The following is a 19,733-nucleotide window of genomic DNA, read 5'->3' on the forward strand; positions in this document are numbered from 1 at the left end:
GTTCGGTGGTGCGTGTCTGGGTGGCGTCGGCGGCCGGCGGCATTTCGTGTCCACGACCGCGCACCAGCCAGACCCCTCGCATGACGTGTGCGCAGTGACTCGCGCTGATGTGCGGTCGTGAACATCCACCACCGCCGACCGCCAGCGCTACCCAGCCGTGCTCCACCGAACTGCGCTCCCTGCGAGGCCATCAAACCGTGCGCGAAGCCGTATAAAGCTTCTGAAAACCACTAACCAACCGCACCGCCCCAAGCGGCGCCATCCAATACACAAGCCACGAGCGACCTTCTTCGCGCCCTACTTCACCTCCGTCCGCCGCACCCGCATCACCCCGAGCAGGGCGGGCACTCCCCGGCCGCCTGCGGTCGGCGCTCGATCACGTGCGCCGCAGCCGCCGCCTGCACGTTGATCGTCGCCATCGCGTGCGCGACGCTGTCGTGCAGATCGCGGGCGATCCGCAGCCGCTCCTCGGCGACCCGGCGCAGCGCCACCTCCTCCTGCGTCATCTCCAAGAACCGCGCACGCTCCCGCAGCGCCTGGAGCCGCTCACGACGATCGCGCAACGCGTCGCCGGCCAGGATCGCCGCGGCCGACCAGCCCAGGAAAATCAACGGCAGCACCAGTCCCGACGAGCCGAAGACGACCGCCGCCAGCGTCAGCGCCGCGAGCATGACGCCGGCCCAGCCCAGCGCCGCCCGGCGGCTGGTCTGCCAGCTCACACCGGCCAGCGAGATCCAGCCCACGGCCCAGATCGGACCGTCCGGGTACTGCCGCGCGACCTCGACGCACAGGATGAACGTCGCCAGAGCTGCCGCCGTCTGCGGACGCCACCGGATCAACGCCATGCACCCGCCGCCGGCGACGAGCAGGATGTACTGCACAGCATCGACGGCGCGGCTGTCGGAGCCCGCCGGAATGTGTGCAGAGATCACGACCAGCAGTGTCGCGGTGACCACGCCGACCAGCGCATCCGGAAGCCAACCGGGCAGCCGTTCAGGATGGACCATGGTCCAACGCTAGGTGCGAGGCACTCGCGCTACGTCCTACCAGGGCAGCAACTGCGCTCTACGCTTCGGGCAGTACAGCCGCCACATCCCGGAGTAGTACGTGCGCTTGTCGCAGGTCGGCGCCGTTCGGCCCAACCAGGTGCAAAGTGCCCCAGCCGCGTGCGGCAGAATGTGGCCCGCGTCAAGGCTCCGAAGAGCCTAGAAGACCTCCGAACACCCCGAAGAAAGGCCCGCCATGCTCGCCGTGAACTGGGACACGATCCGCCTGTTCCTCCATGTCGTGGCCGCGACCATCTGGGTCGGCGGGCAGATCACGCTGGCCGCGCTGGTCCCGGTGCTGCGCAAGGCCGGGTCCGAGGTGAGCAAGGCGGCGGCCAACGGCTTCAACCGGATCGCCTGGCCGGCGTTCGGCGTGCTGATCGCGACCGGGGTGTGGAACGTCATCGCCGAGCACGACAAGGACCACGGTTCCTACCACACCACGCTGATCGTGAAGTACGTGGTGGTGGCCGCCTCCGGCCTCACCGCCTATATGCACGCGCAAGCCAAGAGCAAGGGCGCGATGGCCGCGTTCGGCGCGCTGACCGGGCTCACCGCGCTCGCCTCGCTGTTCGTCGGGGTCATGCTGGCGGGCTGAGCGCCGCACTCGGCGCCGGGGGAGCGACCAAGTCTCACCCTTCCTCGGCGCGCAACCGTTCCAGCAGCACCGGAATCATCGGCGAGCGCCGGAACGCCCACGCGACCCTTGACAGCCACTGCACCTCGGCGTCCAGGTCGGTCGGGATCACATCGACGCTGACCGTCGAGGCTTTGCGGGACGTCGCCTCGGCGGTGGCGGTGGCGGTGAAACGGCGTCCGCGGCGCATGTTCTCCAAAGCGGCGGCGATCGTCGCCGCCTCGACGAGCGCGGCGTCGGCGTCGGCGTCGGCGGGAATGGTTTTGGCATCGGCGCGGCGGCTGACGACACCGCGCGGCGTGTCCACCTCGCTCGGTCCGGCCTGCTCCAGCCACGAGGCCACCTCCGGATGGTGGTACGCGCGCAGCACCAGCCGTCCGTCGTGGATCTCGATGACCCGCCGGTACAACGCGAACTCGATCCCCGCCGGCCATCCGGCCAGCAGCGGACGGCCGCCCTCGGGGAAGGCGATCTGCGGCATCGCCGTGCGCAGCGCCGACCACAGCGGTCCCATCACCAGGTAGCAGCGGCACAAACGCAGCCAGCGCGCCGCGGCCTGGAACGTCACGCTCCACTTGCCGATCAGCGAGCCGGTCGCCACCAGCGTCGCGCACACCGCGCCCAAAGCATTGGACACCGTGTCCTCGCTGCCGTCCACGCTGCCATAGCGCAGCACGTGGACGATGTCGTCGTACGACCACAGCGTCCACACCACGCCGACGCACACCGCGGCCAGTACCAGCCGTCCACCCCAGCGCAGCGGACCGGTCGCGGCCAGCCGGGCTTGGGGGAGCACCGCGACGAACAGCTCGATCAGGGACCAGATGGCGTACGCCGCGAACAGCGCCACCCGCACCGCCAGCGGCCAGCGCCCGGCCGGGCCGGCGGTCAGGGTGCCGTCGGTCTGCAGGGTCGGGCGGGCGGCGATGAACAGCAGCACCATCGCGACCTGCAGCCAGACCGCGAGGACGGCCTGGACCGCCGGCGAGCGGCGGCGTGCCGGGCGCGGGTTGACCAGGCAGGCCAACAGCATCAGGAAGCTCAAGGCGGCGGTGCGCACGGTGTCGCCGAGGGCGATCACCGACAGCCCGTCGGCGCCGGTGTCGCTCAAAGCGACGGTGCCGGGTGCCAGCAACGCCATCGAGCAGCCCTCGCACAGCACGAACGCCAAACCGGCCCAGCGGATCGGGTGCCGGGCGCCGGGCCGTTCGATCGCGATCGCCCAGGCGGCCAGGGCCACCAGCACCACCGCGGCCAGATAGGCGGCGAGGTCGGACATCGGGGCGGTCAGACCTCGCCCAGGCCGAACATCGTCTCGATCCGGTGCCGCGGCGGCACGGAGCGGCCCAGCGGCGGGCGGCCGCGCGCCGCGCGGTGATGGATCATGGTCGCGATCAGCTCGGCCTCGCGCTCCTGCGGCTCGGTGTAGACCGTGCGCCCGAGCACGCTGCGGATCAGCGAGGGGGACAGGTGCGGCAGCAGCGTGCCGAGGCCGGCGGCGGCCGAGCCGGCGCCGGCCGCGTCGTGCCCGCGGACCAGGTGCGCCGCCTCGTGTAACAGGATGTGCCGGCGGTGCACCGAGCTGGTGTCGCTGGAGTAGATGATCAGGTCGGTGCGCGCGGTGGTGACCAGCAGGCCGCACGGCCGGTCCGGGCGCGCCGGCACGCCGATCAGCTCGATCGGCCGGCCGCGCTTGCGGGCCAGGCCGGCGATGAAGGTCTCGGCGTCGAACGGGTCCGGCAGGTCCAGCCGGTCCACCACGGCCTGACACCTGCGCCACAGTCCGGTCCGGCCGCCGCCCGCTCCCACAGCCCACCTCTTCCGCGCCGGCGCCCTCGCCGGATGATCGACGTCAGTCTTCTTCCGAGCCGCCTTTGCCCTGCTGCGCCGTACGGGCCTTCTCTTCGTGCCGTACCAGGACGTCGATCATGTCGTTGAGCGTGTCGATGCCCTCCGGGGACAACGTCAACGCCCGCAGCGCGACGTTGCGCACCCCGGCGTCGCGCAGGACGCCGAGCAGCTCCAGTTCGCGAGCGATGGCAGAACTCTGATCATCGTCGAAAAAATAGGCTACCGGCACTTCGAAGAACTGCGCCAGGGCTTCCAGATGTCGCATTGTGGGGTTGTCCCTGCGCCCGGTGCGCAGTTGCCACAAATAGGTCGCCGAGAAGCTCTCCCCGGTCGCCTCACGGCACGCGGTGGCCACTTCGTCGTTGCTGAAAAGCTCCCGATTCGGCCGCCGCACCGTCTGGAAGAGGATGTCGATCTTCTCCGCGAGCGTTCTGCGTCCGCCAGGCCCGTCATGTGCCACCCCGCCGACCCCCTCACTGCCTGCCCCCACGAGCCCGAATACGGGTCCATGCTAATCGATCGGGCGTCAGCCGTCGTGGACGGGACTTGAGGTCTTGTCAGCCAGAATGAATTGTTCTAAGTTCGCCAACGAGTCAGACCGCTGACTCATCCCTTGATCCCTCCCAACCTGGAGGTCGTCCATGCCCACTGCAAGCGTCCGGGAACCCCAGCGCAACGTGCGCGAACCGCTGCGCAGCGTCAACGTCCGCGAGCCCCTGCGGGCCGCGAACGTCCGCGACTCGCTCAAGCTCAACGTGCGCGACTCGCTCAAGCGCAACGTGCGCGACGTGCTCAAGCACAACGTCCGGGACATCCAGTGCAACCTGCGCGACATCAAGCGCAACGTGCGCGACATCAACGCCGTCAACAGCGGCTTCGCCGAGCCGGAGGCGGACAAGGTGGTCAGCGGCAAGCTGATCGCCAGTGCCGACGCCGACAAGGTGATCAGCGCCAAGCTCATCGCGAGCATGGACGCCGACAAGGTGATCAGCGGCAAGCTGATCGCCAGTGCGGACGCCGACAAGGTGATCAGCAACAAGCTCATCGCCTAACGCTCCGGCTTCACGCCAGCTGATGAGCGAAGCCACCGCGGGCCGCCGGCGACGGACCGACGTTGAGCTGGGTGCACCGCGCCGATCCGCGGATGCCCGGGGTGGCCCGAGGCTGGCAGCCGAATGCGGACTATGCGGACCCCGGAGAGAAATCGTCCCTCGCCTCCGGGTTTCGCAGGGCCCTGCCCCCGGCCCGCTCCAGCCCGCTCCAGCCCGGCGGACCGAGAGCGGAACGTCCACCCGGGGTGTGCCGGGATTTGAGGATGCGCGGCCGTCGCGCTACGACAGCAGATGTGAATCTGATCCCGTCATCGCATTCACTCCAGTTTACAGCGGCCGCGCAGACCAGTAAGGTCGAGGCCTGATGGAGCCGTGATGACGTCAGGGGGCGGATCGACATCCATGACTGAACGCGCGACTCTGCGGCACCGCAGGATCGGGGCCGCGCTGCGGGCCCACCGCGTGAACGCCGGGCTCACCCTGGAGCGGGTGGCGCACCGCCTCACCCCGGCGGACGCCATGTCCGCGGCGAAGATCTCCCGGATCGAGAACGGGCAGTACGCCGTCAACCCGCACGACGTGCGGGCCCTGTGCCGCGTCTACGACCTGGACCAGAGCGCCACCGACGAGCTGGTCGACCAGGCCTCGCAGGCGCTGCGCCGCACCTGGTGGCAGGAGGGCGAGGCAGGGGTGCTGCCGGCGCCGTTCCAGCGCTATCTGGAGTACGAGGACACCTGCGTCGCGCTGGACGTCTTCGCGCCGGTGTTCGTCCCGGACATCCTGCAGACCGCCGCGTACACCAGGATGCTGATAGCCGGTCTGTGGCCGGACAAGAACCCCGGGGAGCGCCAGGCGCTGGCCTCGGTGCTGACCCGGCGGCAGAGCCGGCTCGCGGTCGAGGCCGGGCCGCGGGTGCAGGTCGTGCTCGACGCGCACGCGGTGCTGCGCAGCTGGGGCGACCGGTCGGTCGCGGTGCGTCAGGCCGCTTATCTGCTGGAGGTGTCGCGCCATCCGCGCACCGAGGTGCGGGTCATCCCCGACGGCCGGGTCTATCCCGGCGCGCACACCGGATTCACGTTGATGACGCTCGGTTCCGGCGACAAGCAGGGCAAGCAGGCCAAGCAGGTGAAACAGGTGAAGCAGCCCGCGCCGGGCGCCCCGGCCAAGCCGGCCGAGCACGTGGGCTTCGTCGGCGGCGTCGTCGGCTGGTGCCTGGTCGACGGCGGCGACGAGATCGACCGGTACACGCTCACCTTCCAGCAGCAGCGCGCGGCGGCGCTGGGCCCCGAAGAGACCCGCAGATGGCTGCGGCTGGCGATCAAGAGTATGGGTGGCGTGGGATGACCGTTTCTGCGACTTCTCAGGGTACTGTTTCTCAGGACGCCGTGTCTCAGGGCACGGCGGTGTCGGCGGTGTCGGCGGTGTTCGCCGAGACGCCCGACGGCTGTCCGTCGCCGGGCTCGCCGATCGCCGCGACCCGGACGCTCGAGGTGCCCTTCTCCGGCGACGCCGCCGGCAGCGGCGGCCTGAACTGGGGTCAGCAGCACATCTTCGGCGCGATCCGGAACCTCGGCTCGTCGATGAACATGTGCGCGGTCCGTGAGCTGCCGCCGGGCGCCGCCGTAGAGGACTACGCCGAGGAACTCAGTTTCTACCTGAACCGTTTCCAGGCGATGCGGACGCTGCTGCGCTTCGAGGCGGAACACCCGCCGATCCAGATCGTGCACGCCTCCGGCACGGTTCCGCTGCAGATCGTGGACCTCTACGACGACGCCGACGCCACCGTGGCGATCTCCGAGCTCGTCGCAGAGCACGAACAGCGCTCCTTCGACGACGAGCGCGAGTTCCCGATCCGCATGGTCCTCATCCGGCAGGCGGGCGTCCTGACGCACCTGCTGACCGTGCTCAACCACTTCGCGACCGACGGCGCGGGCGCCTTCGCGATGTACGAGGACTTCCTGCACCGCGACCCGGTGACCGGCCTGGCGCGCGGTCCGGCGCCGATCCATCCGCTGGACCTGACCGCCCAGCAGGCCACCCCCGCCGGACGGAGGCAGAGCGATGCGTCGCTGCGCTACTGGGAGAAGCAGCTGGCCGCGTTGCCGAGAAGACGACCGACCGCGGCGGTGCCCGAAACCGGATCCCGCTACCGCCGAGCCACGCTGCGGTCGGTTCCCCTGCTCCTGGGCGCGACACGCATCGCGCACCGGCTGGACTGCGATGTCAGCGCGGTGCTGCTCGGCCTGTTCGCCACGGCGCTGGCCCGGCTGACCGGCGAGCGCCCGACCGCCGCGCAGATGCTGGTGAGCAACCGCTTCCGCCCCGGCATGGCCGACATCGTCGGCAACGTCAGCCAAAGCGGCCTGTTCGTCGTGGACGTCACCCCCGGCACCCTCGACGACGTGATCGAGAGCGCCCAGCGAGCAGTGACGCGCACCTACAAATACGCGTACTTCGACCTCGAGCAGTGGAAGGCCCTCCTGGCGGCCGTCGAACGCGACCGCGGCGAGGACCTGGCCCTGTGCTACTACAACGACCGCCCCTCCCAGCGCAGCGGCACCGCCCCCGGCGCCCAGCCCACCCCCGAGGCCGTCGCCGAGGCCGCACCAGGCTCGATCATCTGGACCGATCTCCCCTTCTTCAACGAGCACCTGATGATCACCATCGACAACATCCCCGACGACGACACCGCCATCACCGTCCTGGTCTCCGCCGACACCTGGCACGTCCCCCGCAAGGACATGGAAACCCTCGCGCGCACTATGGAATCCCTGGCAGTCGCCGCGGCATACGACCCGGCGACGACCACCGGCGTGCCAGCCGCGGCGACCGCGGCGGGGGAGTAGCACGCGGGCCGATCTCCCGACGCGATTACCATGGGCGCGGTGACCACGCCCGGTCGCGAGATCGGCCCTGCGACAGGACTCTGAGATGATCGGCGAGCACTACGTCGTGGCGATCGCGAAAGGCGAGCTGTCGCTGCTGCGCCGAACCGGCCTGCTCGCCGTCGTCCCGTTCAAGGCAGGCCGCGAACTGCGCGCATGGTCCCGGCGGATCCGACCGATCGACGGCGAGCGCTACGAGTTCTCGGTCGCAGCGCTGCGAGCGATGACCGTGCTCAGCGCGATTCTGCTGATCGCCGCCGGATCGGCTATCGCCGCCAGCCCTCACCACCCCGCGCTCTGGCGGCCGGTGATCGCGGTCCTGTTCGCATCCCTGACCTTCCACACCTTTCTGTTGGTGAGCCTGGCTTTCCGGGTCGGCGTCAAGCAGAACCCGGCATGGCCCACCGGGCACTGGCTGGTGCTGCAGGCTGCGGCGTTGGCCGTGCTGGTGGGGATGGCAGTGACGTCCCGCTGAGGGGGAAAGCGTCCCCCTCACCCCATCGCCGGTAAGCCGGCGACCTCCAGCAGCGTCGTGTGGAACGTGGCGAGGATCGCTGCCAGTTTGGGCTGGTCGACGTCGGGGCGGTTGCAGCGGACGGTGGCGTCGATGCGGTCGAGGCCGGTGACGATGAAGTAGAAGCCTGGGCCCGTGGCGCGGGCCGGGGTGGCGAAGTCGACGGTGCGCGGTTGCTGGGGCACCGCTGGGGCGAAGCCGGGTGGGGCGAGGATGACGTTGGTGTTGAAGCCTTTGTCGACCGGGGGGTCGGTCTTCTCGAAGTACTCCTCGCGGATGGCGACGACGGCGTCAGGGTCGCAGATGGAGTTCTTGAAGGCGTTCAGGGCTTTGCCGTGGACCTTGGCGGCGAGGTCGGGGAAGGATTCGGTGCCGTCGAAGTCCAGCAGCATCGGCGCCCACTGGGTCAGGGAGGTCACCACGCCGGCCATGCTGGGGTCGAAGCGGTTCGCCGAGATCGCCATCAGCAGCAGCGCGTTGCGGCCCAGGACCGTGCGCAGCGCGTCGTAGTACGCCGCCAGCACGATCGAGGCCATGCTGACGTCCAGCTTCTCCGCGCCGGCGTGCGCCAGCTCCAGCGGGATGCCGGTGTGCAGTGCGGCGCCGAGCATCTCGGTGGTGGGGACGGCCGCCTCGGGCACGCGCGGTGCGGCTTCCAGCGTCCGCCGCCAGTACCGCTCGGCCGCGCGCAGGCGGAAGGCGCCCGCGCCCTGCTGGTCCTCGGCCATCGCGATCGGCTGCCCGGCCGGCGGTTCGAGGGTCCGGCCGGCGAGCAGCGCGTGGAAGTCGTCCTGCAGGATCAGGGCGGCCGCGCCGTCGGCGGCGATGTGGTGGACCACGAACAGGACCTTCGCCGGCGTCCCGTCCGAGGTGATGACGAACGCCCGCCACGGGATCCCGTGGTAGATGTCGAGCGCCTCCTGGTGCTTGCCCGCCAGCAGTTCCGGCAGCTGCGAGATGTCCGCGACGCCGCGGTCGACGCGCTCCAGGACCTCCGCAGCGTCCCGCGCGCCGAGGAACTGGCGCGGCGCGCCGTCAGCCTCGAACAGGTAGTTCGTGCGCAGCGACTCGTGCCGCTCGGCCAGCGCCCCCAGCGCCCGCCACACGTCCTCGACGGTGCACTCCTGCTGGATGTCCCACACCAGCGGCTGCAGGTTGCCCTCCCACAGCCGTTCGGCCGGCAGCCGCTCGACATCGCGGTGTACTGATAACTGACCTATCGTCATCGGGAAGGTTGCTCTGTCCACCACGCACTCCTTTGTATATGGGGACTTCTCACACGCCGGTCGGACACTGGGGGTCGAACGCGGCGGCCAGCAGGATCTCCTCCATCGTGCGCAACACGGTCACCTGCTCCGAGGGCGTCAGAGCCTGGGTGTCCGAGCGCAGCGTCAGGTTCACCGTGTCCGGGCTGCCGTTGACGTCCAGATACGCCTTGACGTCCGGCGCGTTCGACCGGATCCCCCAGGTCAGGCGGGACTGTGGCAGCGCGTCCCACATCTGCTCGGCGTCGGCCACCGCCTCGGGCTCGGCCACCGGCTGCGCGAGGGTCTTGCGCCGGTCGTTGAAGTACAGCATCAGGTCCAGCTGCTCGCCGCGCTCCTTCTCCACGCGCTCGCGCAGCTCCGCGAGCTTGCGCGGGTCGTAGTACGCGTTCTTGCCGGTGGCGATTTGCGCGTGCCAGGCACGCACCACCGCCTCGTCGAAGGTGCAGTCGCGGACGTCGAACACGCACAGACCCGGCTGGGCCACCACGCTCACCGAGCGCGCGAAGTCCGGCCGGAACCTGTTGCTCACCACCATCCGGATCGCGCTGGGACCGGCCTTGGTGACCTTCTCCAGAGCCACCGCATAGGCGGCGAGCAGCACCGGTCCGCTGTGCATCCCGGTTCGCGCGCTGATCGCGCCGACCGCCAGGAACGCCGCGCGCGAGTCGTACGTGCTGTCCCACCACCGCTGCTCGCTCCCGGTGTAGGGACCGTTGAACCGCCGCGCCGGGACCTCCATCAGCCAGCGTTCCCAGTACCGCAGCGAAGCCTGGCCCTGCCGCTGGGCCGAGGACTCGCGCTGCTTGCGCGCCAGGTCCCGCGGCTGGATGCCGCCGCGCTCGGCGAGCTCGGCGCCGGTCTCGCGGTCCAGGTTCGCCAGGTCCCCGACGAGGGCGTCGAAACCGTAGGCGTCGATCGCCATGTGCGGATACATCGCCACGAAGTGGTCCGGCACGCCGTCCTTGCGGACGACGGCCATGCGCACCGGCCAGTCCTCGGCGATGTCGAAGGGCTCGAACTCGTACCGCTCGCGCAGCGCCTCGGCGACGGCCGCCGGGTCCTCGCCGTCCTCGATGTCGACGATCTCCAGCCCGACCTCGCCGGAGGAGGACACGACCTGCCGGGGCGTCCCGTCCGACTCGGTCCTTATCCGGGTCCGCAGCGACTCGTGCCGCCGCATGACGAACGCCAGCAGGTGCTCGATGTGCTGGAGCGTCGTGCCCTCTTCCAGCTTCATCGCGCCGCCGACCATGAACACCGCGCCGAAGCCGTTCATCATCCGCCAGACGGTCCACTGCCCCCAGGTCAGCTCCTCCGTCCCGGCGCCGTCGCCGTGGAAGGGGACCATGATCGTGCGCTGCATCAGTGACACCGCCTGTTCTCCGTGGGATCGCCAGGGTTCAGGGTTGTACCGCTCAGAACTCTTACAACTCAGGGTTCTTACTTCTCAGGACTCTTGCCGCGCGGCGAACCAGTCGATGGTCGCGGTCAGTCCCTTGTCCAGGTCCACGACCGGCGCCCAGCCCAGCTCCGAGACCGCCCGCGTGATGTCGGGGCGGCGCAGGTCCGGGTCGTCGCCGGGCCGCGGCACGAACACCGTCGGCGCGCTGGACCCGCACAGCTCCCGCACCCGGTCCGCCAGCTCCAGGATGGACAGCTCGGCCGGGTTGCCGATGTTGACCGGTCCGGGGTGGCCGGAGCGGGCCGCGGCCAGGATGCCGGCGACCGTGTCGTCCACGTAGCACAGCGACCGCGTCTGCCGTCCGTCCCCGGCGACGGTGATCTCGCGTCCGGCCAGCGCCTGGGTGACGAACGTCGGCACCGCGCGGCCGTCCCGCGGCCGCATGCGCGGACCGTAGGTGTTGAACAGCCGCACGATCGTCGTGTCGAACCCCAGGTGCGCGCGGTGCGTCGCGGTCAGCGCCTCGGCGAACCGCTTCGCCTCGTCGTACTGGCTGCGCGGACCGATCGGGTTCACGTTGCCCCAGTAGGACTCGACCTGCGGGTGCACCAGCGGGTCGCCGTAGACCTCCGAGGTGGAGGCCAGCAGGAAGCACGCGTTCTTGCGGCCCGCCAGCTCCAGCGCGTGCAGCGTGCCGTGGGCGCCGGCCTTCAAGGTGGCCAGCGGATGGCGCGCGTAGTCGTGCGGCGAGGCGGGGGAGGCCAGGTGGAACACCGCGTCCACCGGGCCCTCGACGTCGAAGGGCTCTGTGACGTCGTGCTCCAGCAGCTCGAACCCGGGGTCGGAGGCCAGATGCGCGACGTTCTCCGCGGACCCGGTGAGGAAGTTGTCGACGCACACGACGCTCGCGCCGGAGTCGCGCAGCCGGTCGCACAGGTGCGAGCCGACGAAGCCGGCTCCTCCCGTCACGACCGCCCTGCGGATCTCGCGCGGGGCGCCGCCGGAGCCGGCGGCGCGCGAGTCCACGGTGCCCGTGCCCATGCCGATGCCCACGCTCACGACTCGCGCAGCGAGCGGCCGGTCTTGGTCAGGAACACGTCGTCCAGCGTGGGCCGGTGCACCTCGACCGTGGCCGTGGCGATCCCGGCGTCCTCCAGCGTGCGCATCACGCGCGGCACCGCGGTCTCCCCGGCGTCGACCGCCAGCCGCAGCCGGCCGCCGTCGCGGACCTCGATCTCGCTGAGGTAGGCCTGCCCCTTGAGGATCTCGGCGGCTTTCTCGGTGAAGTCCTCGCCGACGCCGACCGTGACGATGTCGCCGGAGATCTCGCGCTTGAGCGCGTCCGGCGTGCCCTCGGCGACGACCACGCCGCCGTCGATGATCGCCACCCGGTCGCAGAGCTGGTCGGCCTCTTCCAGGTAGTGCGTGGTGAGGAAGACCGTCATGCCCTCGGTGCGCAGCCGGCGCACCTCGTCCCACATGTGGGCCCGGCTCTGCGGGTCCAGCCCGGTCGTCGGCTCGTCGAGGAAGACGACCTTGGGGTCGTGGATGATACCCATCGCGATGTCCACGCGGCGGCGCTGGCCGCCGGAGTAGGTCTTGCACTGCCGGTCGGCGTACTCGGTCAGGTCGAACGCGGCCAGGGCGGCGACCGCCCGGCGCTGCGCGTCGGCCTTGCTGATGCCGTGCATGCGCGCCTGCAGGACGAGCTCCTCGCGCGCCGTGGCGTCGTCGGTGGTGGCGCCCCCCTGCGCGATGTAGCCGATCGCCTCGCGGACCTTGGCCTGCTGGGTGAGCAGGTCGGCGCCGGCGATGACGGCGGTGCCGGCGTCCGGGGGGATCAGCGTGGCCAGCATCCGCAGGGTGCTGGTCTTCCCGGCGCCGTTCGGTCCCAGGAACCCGAAGATCTCGCCCTCGGCGACGTCCAGGTCCACCCCGACCACCGCGTCGACCTTGGTGGTCTTGCGCTTGGAGCGGGTCTCGTAGCTCTTGGCCAGACCCTTGACTTCGATGATGCCCATCGTCTTCTCCCCCTTACCGGACCGACTTGGCGAACTTGCGGCCCGACCAGGCGATGGTCAGGGCGGCCAGGGCGCCGAGCATGGCGAAGGCCTTCCAGATCGACGGATCGCCGGGGTGCCCGGTGAACAGCGCGCGCATCCCGGTGACGGCCCAGTTGAACGGGTTGCCGTTAGCGGTGTCGCGCAGCCACAGCGGCGCCAGCGCGATTGGCAGCAGCGTCCCGGACAGCAGCATCAGCGGCTGCGCCACGTTGTTGATCAGCTGTCCGAGCACCGCCGGGTTCTTGATCTTCAGCGCCACGCCGTAGGAGAACGACGCGCTGGTCAAGGTGATCAGCGCCAGGATGCCGTAGCCGATCAGCAGGGACGGGATGCTCACCGTCAGCCCGAACAGCAGCGAGAGCACGATGATGATGGCCGCCTGGACCACCAGCACGACCACGTCGCGCAGGGCCCGCCCCAGCAGCAGCGCCAGCCGGCTCACCGGGGTCACCCGGGCCCGCTCCACGATGCCCGAGGACAGCTCGCGCAGCAGGTCGAAGCCCGCGTACAGACCGCCGGCCAGGGCCAGGGCGACCAGCATGCCGGGGACGTAGATCCGGTAGGCCTGGGCCTGGGAGTGCGCGCCCATCGTCGCCAGCGCCGGCTTGAGCAGCGGCGCGAACAACAGCAGGAAGACCACCGGCTGGGAGACGCCGAGCACCACCCACAGCGGCGAGCGGAGCATCAGCTGGAGGTTGCGTTGGAAGATCAGCCAGGTGTCACGAAAGATTTTCAAGGGATCCCTCCCTTTCTCGCCGTGAGGCGTCTTGGCCGGCGTCGGCGAGACGGGCCAGCCGCGCGCTCGCGGCGGCGGCACCCCCGGCGGCGGCGAACGAGTCGCGCACGGCTGCCGCCGACGCGCGGATGGACGGATCTTCGAGCACTGACACGATCGCCGCGCGCAGCGCCTCGGGACGCACCCGGGCGAAGCTCACGCGGACTCCGGCTCCGGCCGCCGCCACCTGCGAGGCGTTGATCGGCTGGTCGCCCTTGATCGGCGCGACGACCAGCGGCACGCCGTGCGCCAGCGACTCGCAGACGGTGTTCAGTCCGCCGTGCGAGACCACCGCGTCCAGCCTCGGCATCAACTCCAGGACCGGCACACGCGTGCGGACCAGGACGTGCTCGGGCGGATCGGGGATGGTCTCCGGCGGCGCGGTCAGCAGGACTTGGACGCGATCGCCGAGGGGACGCACCGCTTCCACGGCGCGTTCGTAGAAGCCGTGCGAGGTCTCGGCGGCCAGCGTGCCCATCGAGATCAGGACGAGCTTCTTGGCGGGGTCCAGCCAATCCCGGGGGAAGTCGAGATCGGCGGGACGCTCGGCGAGTGCCGGACCGACCAGGACCGCGTTGTCCGGCCAGGACAGCGGACCGGTCAGTGCCGTACCGGTGAAAGCGATGAGCAGATCCGGGGAGAACCGCAGATCGTGCGGCGGCTCCCCCGGCAGACCCGCGCCGGTCCACAGCGCCGACAGGTGGCCCTGGATCCAGGCCTCGACCTTCGGCAGCGCGCGATAGGGCCGGGTCAGTTCCATCGTCGTCGGCGCCATCGAGGCCCACGGCAGGCCGTAGCGGTGCGCGACCAGCGCGCCGGCGACGGCGTGCTGGTCCACCGCCATCACGTCCGGCGCGAAAGCCTTCACCGCCTTGTCGACGCCCTTCAGCGAGACCTTGCAGTGCGGGACGATGTACTCCTCCCACCGGGTCTTCGCCGCAGCCATCCCGCGATCGGCCTGGCGGCGGTGCGGACGCAGCGGGATCTGCTGGATCACCGCGTCCGGTCCCACCAGGGGGCGCAGATAGGACTCCGAGCCGGCCCAGGCGACGTCGTGCCCTTGCGCGGACAGCGTTTTCGCGACCGCCGCCATCGGGTTCACGTGGCCGGTCAGCGGGAGGCTGACGAACAGGAACCGGCTCATGCGCCGTCGGCCTGCGCGTTGACGTAGGCGGCGATGTCGCCGACGGTGAGCGCGATGATCTGGTCGACGCCGAGCCCTGCGACGTGGGCGGCGAGGTCGGCGGCGGCGCCGTAGCGGGCCTGGACGACCTTGCTCCACGCGGTCAGCTCGATGCTCTCCATTTCCAGGTCGCGGTCCAGGGTGGTCGCGGGGGTGATGCTCGCGCTCCACGCGGCGTCCTGGTCCAGGACGACGCGGAGCAGCTCGACGACTTCGTTGAAGGTGTCTGCGTTCCTAGAGGCTTCCACCGGCTTGACCGCGCGGATCGCGCCGTAGGTCACGACCCCGGTGTCGAAGCCCTTCTTCATCAACGGCCCGGCGTAGAAGAACCCGAGGACGTCGGCGCCGCGCTCGCGGGCCAGCGAGACCATGGTCGCGCGGCCGTGCTCGGGCTTCTTGATCAGCGCGAACTCCGGGTCCCAGGAGTTGGCCACGGCGCGGCTCCAGTCGACCGAGGCGACCTCGGTGAAGCCGGCGGCGTTCGCCATGCGCTCGTGCTCCTCCAGCGAGGAGAAGCTGGGCATCACCTGGTGCTTCAGGATCTGGTCGATCAGCTCTTGCTCGTCCTGTGACAGCTCGCCGTCGCGCTGGGACCAGGTGGCGATCGCCAGCCGGCCGCCGGGGCGCAGCAGCCGCATCGCCTCGGCGAAGAACGCCTCGCGGTCGGCGATGTGCATCAGGCTTTCCACGGCCCACAGGACGTCGAAGGAGGCGTCGGGGAAGCCGGTGCTCAGCGCGTCGAGCTGGTGGAACTCGGCACGGTCGGCCAGCCCGGCCTCCTGTGCCTTCTCCCCGGCGCGAGCGGCCTGCGAGGCGCTCAGCGTCACGCCGACGACCGCGCAGCCCAGCGCGCCGGCCAGGTACAGCGCCGGTCCGCCGATGCCGCAGCCGACGTCCAGGACGCGCGCTCCGTCCGGCACGCCGGCGTAGCTGACGAGTTCGTGGACGAGGCGGTCGGTGGCGCGGTGCCGGTCGGCGCCGTCGGCGTCGGGGCGTTCGCCCTCGTCCCAGAAGCCGTGGTGGACGTGCTCGCCCCACAGTTCCTCGTACAGATCGAGCGTCGTGTCGTAGTACCGCTCGACCGCCGTGTTCATGTCAGCTTTCACCGAGTGCTCCATATGAATGCGGGGCGGAAATGAGGGATCCCGGCACGTCGAATACGTGCGCCACAGAACAGCTGGGACGACCGGCGATGACGCTAGCCGGGGGTGTGCTTCTCGGTCAACGATGAAAATTTGCACGGCGCAATGGCTTTATTCCAGTGCTCTGACCTGCGAACTTTACTCAGGCATGACGCACCGCTTGACGGTGGAGTCCGCTTGCGCCAAAGCTTGCGCCGTCGCCGGACGACGGTGGCCGCCTGATGCGCCACGTCGTTACGGATGGTTTCTTTCTCTCCTTTCGGCATGGCGCTTATCTCATGTCATTCCTCACGTGGGTGGAGGTGTCGCATGGCTGCGGGAATCGACATTCCCACGGACCCGGAATGGGTCGACGAGGTATTGCTGGCCGGTCCGGGCGGGCAGGTGTGCCTGGTGCTCGACGCGCCGGTCGACCGGGCGTCGCTGCGGACGCTGGTCGCCGAGCGGCAGCAGGCGCTGCACGACGCGGGCCTGCGGGCCGGCGGCTCGGTGGCGCTGTGTCTGCCGCCGTCGCTGACGTTCATCACGAACCTGCTCGCCGTCTGGCGGATCGGCGCCCGCGCCGCGCTGCTGGACCACCGGCTGACCGCCTTCGAGGTGGAGCAGGCCCTTGAGCGGCTCGCGCCGCAGTTCGTGGTCGGCGTCGAGAAGTCCAGCGGCGGTGCGCTGCGGGCGTTCTACGAGGTGCAGGAGAAGATCGTCGTGCGGCCCGGGGGTCAGCCCTCTGAGACGTCGCACGCGCTGGTGCAGCTGAGCTCGGGGTCCACCGGACCGTCGAAGTCCATCGGGCGCACCGCCTCGGACCTGATCGCCGAGATCGAGCGCTACAAGGCGATCGGCGAGGGCGTGCCGCAAGGCGGCGAGCGGATCGTGTCGCTGGCCTCGATGGTGCACGTGCTCGGACTGGTCGGCGGGCTGCTGTACGGCCTGCGCGCCGGGGTGCAGCTGGTGCTGCCGGGGCGGATGACCGCCGACGCGATCCTGGAGGCCGTCGCCGCCGGACCGGAGCCGACCACGCTGCTGGGCGTCCCGTTCCACATCGAGCTGCTGGCCGCCGTCGCCGCGCCGCCGCGGCTGCCGCAGCTGACCGGGATGACGACCGGCGGGGAGCTGGTGCGGGCGCAGGTGCACGACGCCTTCGCCGACCGGTACGGCATCCGGCTCGGAAACATGTACGGGATGACAGAGCTCGGCGTCATCGCGACCGACCTGTTCGGCGCGCACCGCCCGGCCATCCTCCCGGCGCCCGGCATCGAGATCCGCGCCGACGACGGCGAGCTGCACATCGCGATGGAGAACTCGCCCTACGTCGGGCTCGTGGATCCCACGCGCTGGTCCGACGGCTGGCTGCACACCAAGGACGCCGGCAGTGTCGAGCCCGATACCGGTCTGGTGCGGGTCCGCGGCCGCCGCGACTCGCAGGTCTCGATCGGCGGGCTGAAGGTCGACCTCAGCGAGGTCGAGCACACCCTGGCCGGGCTGCCCGGCGTCGAGGCCGCAGTGGTGGTGTACGGCAAGGCGATCGAGGCCTACGTGGTCCTGGCCGCCGGCGGGCAGCTGGACGGCGTGCAGGCCGCACTGTCCGAACGCGTCGCGGCCTACAAGCGCCCGCGCGCCTGGCACGCCGTGGACCAGCTGCCGCGCACCGCGACCGGAAAGCTCGTCCGCGACCAGAGCGTGCTGTCCGGCGCGCGCTGAGCATCCTCCTACCGGAAGGAACCGACCGACCCATGAGCTCGCACGACGACATCAAGAAGTTCGCCTTCGAAGCCCTCGGCGAGATGAACTACGACACCGCCGGCTTCGACGGCGAGACCCAGCTCGGCGCGGCCGGCGTGGACCTGGAGTCCCTGGCCCTGGCCGAACTCGGCGTCCGCGTCGAGGAGCGCTTCGGCATCCGCTTCAGCGACGACGAACTCGACGAACTCGCCACCTTGACCATCGACGAGTTCTGCGCCGCCGTCGCCGGCCGCCTCGCCGCCGCCGCCACCTCGGCCTGACCCGTGACCGACCTGGAGCGCCCCGCGCACCCCGCAACAGAGCCCGCAGCAGCCCCGGCAGCCGACCACCGGCACCGCGACGAGGTGCTAGCCATGCTCGCGACCTACGGCGAACGCACCCCCGACGAAGTCCCCGAAACCGTGGACTCCCTCGAACTCGCCTGGCTCATCCACCAGGTCGAACAACACTACGGCCGCCCCTTCGACGCCGACGACGACGCCCTCGCCCGCATGACCACGGTCACCGCGGTGGTGCGAGTCCTAGCGGAGCTCGGCTTCGGAGGCACGGGGTGAGCGCGGGGGCGGCCGGGGGGTCGCGAGCCGCGGGCGGGGGTGAGATGCCCGCCGCGATACCTGGGGGCGGCGGGTTGGCTGCGGGCGCGGGCGCGATGGCTGCTGGGAAGGCGGCGGCTGGCGAGCTGGCTGGAGCTGCGGGCGAGATGCCTGCCGCGATGACTGCGGGCGGCGAGTCGAGGAGGGCGCGGGCTGGCGCTGCGGTCGGCGGGCTGATGGCGGCGCCGCAGTCTTCGCGTGATTCGGCGGCTGGTGCGGGCGAGTTCTCGGCGGTCGGCGAGTCGGTTGCGGCTGCGGCGGTGCGCGAGATGCCTGCGGGCGGCGTGCTGGTTGCGGCAGAGATAGCTGTGGGCGAGATGCCTGCCGCGATGGTTGCGGTTGGCGAGGCGAGGGCGGCGCGGGCTGGCGCTGCGCTCGGTGCGGGTGGGGGTGCTGGTGTCCGCGAGGTGGCTGGGCTGGCTGCCTCGCGGGCCCGGCGTGGGGGGACCGGGGTTGTTGTCTCGGGCATGGCTGTGTTCAGTGCGTTTGGTGCGGGTGTCGATGCTTTGCTGCGGGCGGCGGTTGAGGGGGTCACTGGGTTCGCGCCGGTGGAGCGGTTCGATGTGGGGGCGCGGCGGGCGAAGGTTGCGGCTGTGGCGGCGGGGGCGCCGGAGCTTGTGCGGGAGCTGGTTCGGGCTGTTGATGAGGCCTGTGATGGTGCTGGGCTGAGTCGTTCGGGGCGGGCTGATTGCCAGTTGTTTCTGGCGATTCATGGTGAGCCTCATGGTGGCGCCGATGCGTTCGCGTCCAGCATTGCGGCGGCGTGTGGTTTCGCCGGTGCCCGCGCTTACACCTCCGCGTGTGTTGCTGCCAGTACCGCTGTCGCCGATGCCGCCGCTCAGATTGCGCATGGTCGCGCCGATCGCGTCGTGGTCGCCGCCGGGTATCTCGTCGATGCCGATCAGTACGCGCTCTTCGATGCCGGGCGTGCCCTGGCTCTCGACGGCCGGGTCCGTCCCTTCAGCGCGGGTCGCAGTGGTCTGCTGCTCGGCGATGCGGTCGGTGCGCTGGTGTTGGAAGCGGCTGGTGCGTCCGAGCCGTTGGCACGTCTTGCCGGCTGGGGACGTAGCGGCGACGCCTACCACGTCTGCAAGCCGCGTCCCGACGGTCACGGTCTCGCCCGCGCGATCGGCGACGCCCTGCATCGCGGTGGTGTCCAGGCCGCCGATGTCGGCTACATCAACGCGCACGGTTCCGGGACCAAGCAGAGCGACGTGGCCGAGTCCGCCGCGCTGCGCGTGTCGCTCGGCGACGCCGCGGCCAAGATCCCGGTCAGCTCGACCAAGTCGATCCACGGCCAGGCGCTCGAAGCCGGCGCGCTGCTCGAGCTCATCCTCACCATCGCCGCCCTGCGTGCCGGACGCCTGCCGCTCAACGCAGGCTTCCTCGGCCCGGACGACGACTGCCAGCTCGCCCTCGTCCTGGAACCCGCTGTCGCAGACCTCGAATACGCGCTGACGCTCAACGTCGCGTTCGGCGGCGCCAACACCGCCCTGCTGGTAGGCGCGCCGTGAACCAGACCACTGAGGCGCTCGCGACCGTTCCCGAGCAGAAGGCTCCGGCTGGCGCGTCGCAGAACCTG

The 19,733-nt window shown here is 70.5% G+C and carries 20 protein-coding genes; 9 read left to right on the forward strand and 11 right to left on the reverse strand.

The annotated features are described in order from the left end of the window. Positions 1-326: 326 nt before the first annotated feature. On the reverse strand, positions 327-1,007 hold the full coding sequence (locus CACI_RS52380; protein WP_012787434.1) for a histidine kinase: 681 nt from the start codon (positions 1,005-1,007) through the stop codon (positions 327-329). A 235-nt stretch (positions 1,008-1,242) separates the two neighbouring features. Between CACI_RS52380 and CACI_RS16090 the strand changes: the two genes are divergently transcribed. Further along, a complete protein-coding gene (locus CACI_RS16090; protein WP_012787435.1) occupies positions 1,243-1,644 on the forward strand; it encodes a hypothetical protein in 402 nt (133 codons plus the stop codon). 34 nt (positions 1,645-1,678) lie between these two features. Here the strand turns inward: CACI_RS16090 and CACI_RS16095 are convergent, their stop codons facing one another. The 3 genes from CACI_RS16095 to CACI_RS16105 all read right to left on the reverse strand — a co-directional run bounded on the left by CACI_RS16095 (position 1,679) and on the right by CACI_RS16105 (position 3,994). Then, on the reverse strand, positions 1,679-2,962 hold the full coding sequence (locus CACI_RS16095) for an MAB_1171c family putative transporter (RefSeq protein WP_012787436.1): 1,284 nt from the start codon (positions 2,960-2,962) through the stop codon (positions 1,679-1,681). 8 nt (positions 2,963-2,970) lie between these two features. Next, positions 2,971-3,444 (reverse strand): hypothetical protein, encoded by a 474-nt coding sequence (locus CACI_RS16100; RefSeq protein ID WP_190276764.1) that lies wholly within the window; start codon positions 3,442-3,444, stop codon positions 2,971-2,973. 91 nt (positions 3,445-3,535) lie between these two features. Continuing rightward, positions 3,536-3,994, reverse strand: coding sequence for a helix-turn-helix domain-containing protein (locus CACI_RS16105; RefSeq protein ID WP_012787438.1), 459 nt, complete (start codon positions 3,992-3,994; stop codon positions 3,536-3,538). Positions 3,995-4,175: 181 nt separating this feature from the next. On the opposite strand from CACI_RS16105, the gene CACI_RS16110 reads away from it, so the two are divergent. From CACI_RS16110 to CACI_RS16125, 4 genes are all read left to right on the forward strand, one after another. Next, positions 4,176-4,586, forward strand: coding sequence for a hypothetical protein (locus CACI_RS16110; RefSeq protein WP_012787439.1), 411 nt, complete (start codon positions 4,176-4,178; stop codon positions 4,584-4,586). 402 nt (positions 4,587-4,988) lie between these two features. Next, positions 4,989-5,930 carry a helix-turn-helix domain-containing protein gene (locus tag CACI_RS16115; RefSeq protein WP_012787440.1) on the forward strand — a complete coding sequence of 314 codons (942 nt, stop codon included), beginning with the start codon at positions 4,989-4,991 and terminating at the stop codon, positions 5,928-5,930. Beyond that, positions 5,927-7,432 (forward strand): condensation domain-containing protein, encoded by a 1,506-nt coding sequence (locus CACI_RS16120; RefSeq protein ID WP_012787441.1) that lies wholly within the window; start codon positions 5,927-5,929, stop codon positions 7,430-7,432. Before CACI_RS16115 ends, CACI_RS16120 begins: the two co-directional genes overlap by 4 nt. Positions 7,433-7,517: 85 nt before the next feature. Next, on the forward strand, positions 7,518-7,946 hold the full coding sequence (locus CACI_RS16125; protein ID WP_012787442.1) for a hypothetical protein: 429 nt from the start codon (positions 7,518-7,520) through the stop codon (positions 7,944-7,946). 17 nt (positions 7,947-7,963) lie between these two features. Here the strand turns inward: CACI_RS16125 and CACI_RS16130 are convergent, their stop codons facing one another. The 7 genes from CACI_RS16130 to CACI_RS16160 all read right to left on the reverse strand — a co-directional run bounded on the left by CACI_RS16130 (position 7,964) and on the right by CACI_RS16160 (position 15,782). Continuing rightward, positions 7,964-9,232, reverse strand: coding sequence for a condensation domain-containing protein (locus CACI_RS16130; protein WP_012787443.1), 1,269 nt, complete (start codon positions 9,230-9,232; stop codon positions 7,964-7,966). Between the two features lie 28 nt (positions 9,233-9,260). Then, on the reverse strand, positions 9,261-10,616 hold the full coding sequence (locus CACI_RS16135) for a condensation domain-containing protein (RefSeq protein WP_012787444.1): 1,356 nt from the start codon (positions 10,614-10,616) through the stop codon (positions 9,261-9,263). 84 nt (positions 10,617-10,700) lie between these two features. Then, positions 10,701-11,696 (reverse strand): UDP-glucuronic acid decarboxylase family protein, encoded by a 996-nt coding sequence (locus CACI_RS16140; RefSeq protein ID WP_012787445.1) that lies wholly within the window; start codon positions 11,694-11,696, stop codon positions 10,701-10,703. Between the two features lie 14 nt (positions 11,697-11,710). Beyond that, positions 11,711-12,670 carry a daunorubicin resistance protein DrrA family ABC transporter ATP-binding protein gene (locus tag CACI_RS16145; RefSeq protein WP_041541813.1) on the reverse strand — a complete coding sequence of 320 codons (960 nt, stop codon included), beginning with the start codon at positions 12,668-12,670 and terminating at the stop codon, positions 11,711-11,713. A gap of 19 nt (positions 12,671-12,689) precedes the next feature. Further along, positions 12,690-13,454, reverse strand: coding sequence for an ABC transporter permease (locus CACI_RS16150; protein ID WP_012787447.1), 765 nt, complete (start codon positions 13,452-13,454; stop codon positions 12,690-12,692). Then, positions 13,438-14,637: a glycosyltransferase gene (locus CACI_RS16155; RefSeq protein WP_012787448.1), complete on the reverse strand. Its 1,200-nt coding sequence runs from the start codon at positions 14,635-14,637 to the stop codon at positions 13,438-13,440. Before CACI_RS16155 ends, CACI_RS16150 begins: the two co-directional genes overlap by 17 nt. Beyond that, complete coding sequence (locus CACI_RS16160) at positions 14,634-15,782, reverse strand: methyltransferase domain-containing protein (protein ID WP_012787449.1); 1,149 nt, start codon at positions 15,780-15,782, stop codon at positions 14,634-14,636. Before CACI_RS16160 ends, CACI_RS16155 begins: the two co-directional genes overlap by 4 nt. Before the next feature lie 345 nt (positions 15,783-16,127). Here CACI_RS16160 and CACI_RS16165 point away from each other — a divergent pair, with 345 nt between their 5' ends. The 4 genes from CACI_RS16165 (at position 16,128) to CACI_RS16180 (ending at position 19,665) form a co-directional block, all read left to right on the forward strand. Then, complete coding sequence (locus CACI_RS16165; RefSeq protein ID WP_012787450.1) at positions 16,128-17,516, forward strand: class I adenylate-forming enzyme family protein; 1,389 nt, start codon at positions 16,128-16,130, stop codon at positions 17,514-17,516. A 32-nt stretch (positions 17,517-17,548) separates the two neighbouring features. Next, complete coding sequence (locus CACI_RS16170) at positions 17,549-17,818, forward strand: acyl carrier protein (RefSeq protein WP_012787451.1); 270 nt, start codon at positions 17,549-17,551, stop codon at positions 17,816-17,818. A gap of 3 nt (positions 17,819-17,821) precedes the next feature. Further along, the gene (locus CACI_RS16175) at positions 17,822-18,112 is read left to right on the forward strand and encodes a hypothetical protein (protein WP_223297543.1); all 291 of its coding nucleotides are present in this window, start codon (positions 17,822-17,824) and stop codon (positions 18,110-18,112) included. Between the two features lie 506 nt (positions 18,113-18,618). Next, positions 18,619-19,665 (forward strand): beta-ketoacyl synthase N-terminal-like domain-containing protein, encoded by a 1,047-nt coding sequence (locus CACI_RS16180; protein ID WP_041541816.1) that lies wholly within the window; start codon positions 18,619-18,621, stop codon positions 19,663-19,665. Positions 19,666-19,733: the final 68 nt, after the last annotated feature.

Source organism: Catenulispora acidiphila DSM 44928, from assembly GCF_000024025.1.
GTDB lineage: Bacteria > Actinomycetota > Actinomycetes > Streptomycetales > Catenulisporaceae > Catenulispora > Catenulispora acidiphila.

What these genes read in the sequence shown, in the direction of transcription:
- CACI_RS16125 (WP_012787442.1), top strand. Translation starts at nt 7,518, where the DNA reads ATGATCGGCGAGCACTACGTCGTGGCGATCGCGAAAGGCGAGCTGTCG.
- CACI_RS16170 (WP_012787451.1), top strand. Translation starts at nt 17,549, where the DNA reads ATGAGCTCGCACGACGACATCAAGAAGTTCGCCTTCGAAGCCCTCGGC.
- CACI_RS16155 (WP_012787448.1), bottom strand. Translation starts at nt 14,637, where the DNA reads ATGAGCCGGTTCCTGTTCGTCAGCCTCCCGCTGACCGGCCACGTGAAC.
- CACI_RS16120 (WP_012787441.1), top strand. Translation starts at nt 5,927, where the DNA reads ATGACCGTTTCTGCGACTTCTCAGGGTACTGTTTCTCAGGACGCCGTG.
- CACI_RS16165 (WP_012787450.1), top strand. Translation starts at nt 16,128, where the DNA reads ATGGCTGCGGGAATCGACATTCCCACGGACCCGGAATGGGTCGACGAG.
- CACI_RS52380 (WP_012787434.1), bottom strand. Translation starts at nt 1,007, where the DNA reads ATGGTCCATCCTGAACGGCTGCCCGGTTGGCTTCCGGATGCGCTGGTC.
- CACI_RS16090 (WP_012787435.1), top strand. Translation starts at nt 1,243, where the DNA reads ATGCTCGCCGTGAACTGGGACACGATCCGCCTGTTCCTCCATGTCGTG.
- CACI_RS16180 (WP_041541816.1), top strand. Translation starts at nt 18,619, where the DNA reads ATGGCTGTGTTCAGTGCGTTTGGTGCGGGTGTCGATGCTTTGCTGCGG.
- CACI_RS16095 (WP_012787436.1), bottom strand. Translation starts at nt 2,962, where the DNA reads ATGTCCGACCTCGCCGCCTATCTGGCCGCGGTGGTGCTGGTGGCCCTG.
- CACI_RS16140 (WP_012787445.1), bottom strand. Translation starts at nt 11,696, where the DNA reads ATGGGCACGGGCACCGTGGACTCGCGCGCCGCCGGCTCCGGCGGCGCC.
- CACI_RS16135 (WP_012787444.1), bottom strand. Translation starts at nt 10,616, where the DNA reads ATGCAGCGCACGATCATGGTCCCCTTCCACGGCGACGGCGCCGGGACG.
- CACI_RS16115 (WP_012787440.1), top strand. Translation starts at nt 4,989, where the DNA reads ATGACTGAACGCGCGACTCTGCGGCACCGCAGGATCGGGGCCGCGCTG.
- CACI_RS16110 (WP_012787439.1), top strand. Translation starts at nt 4,176, where the DNA reads ATGCCCACTGCAAGCGTCCGGGAACCCCAGCGCAACGTGCGCGAACCG.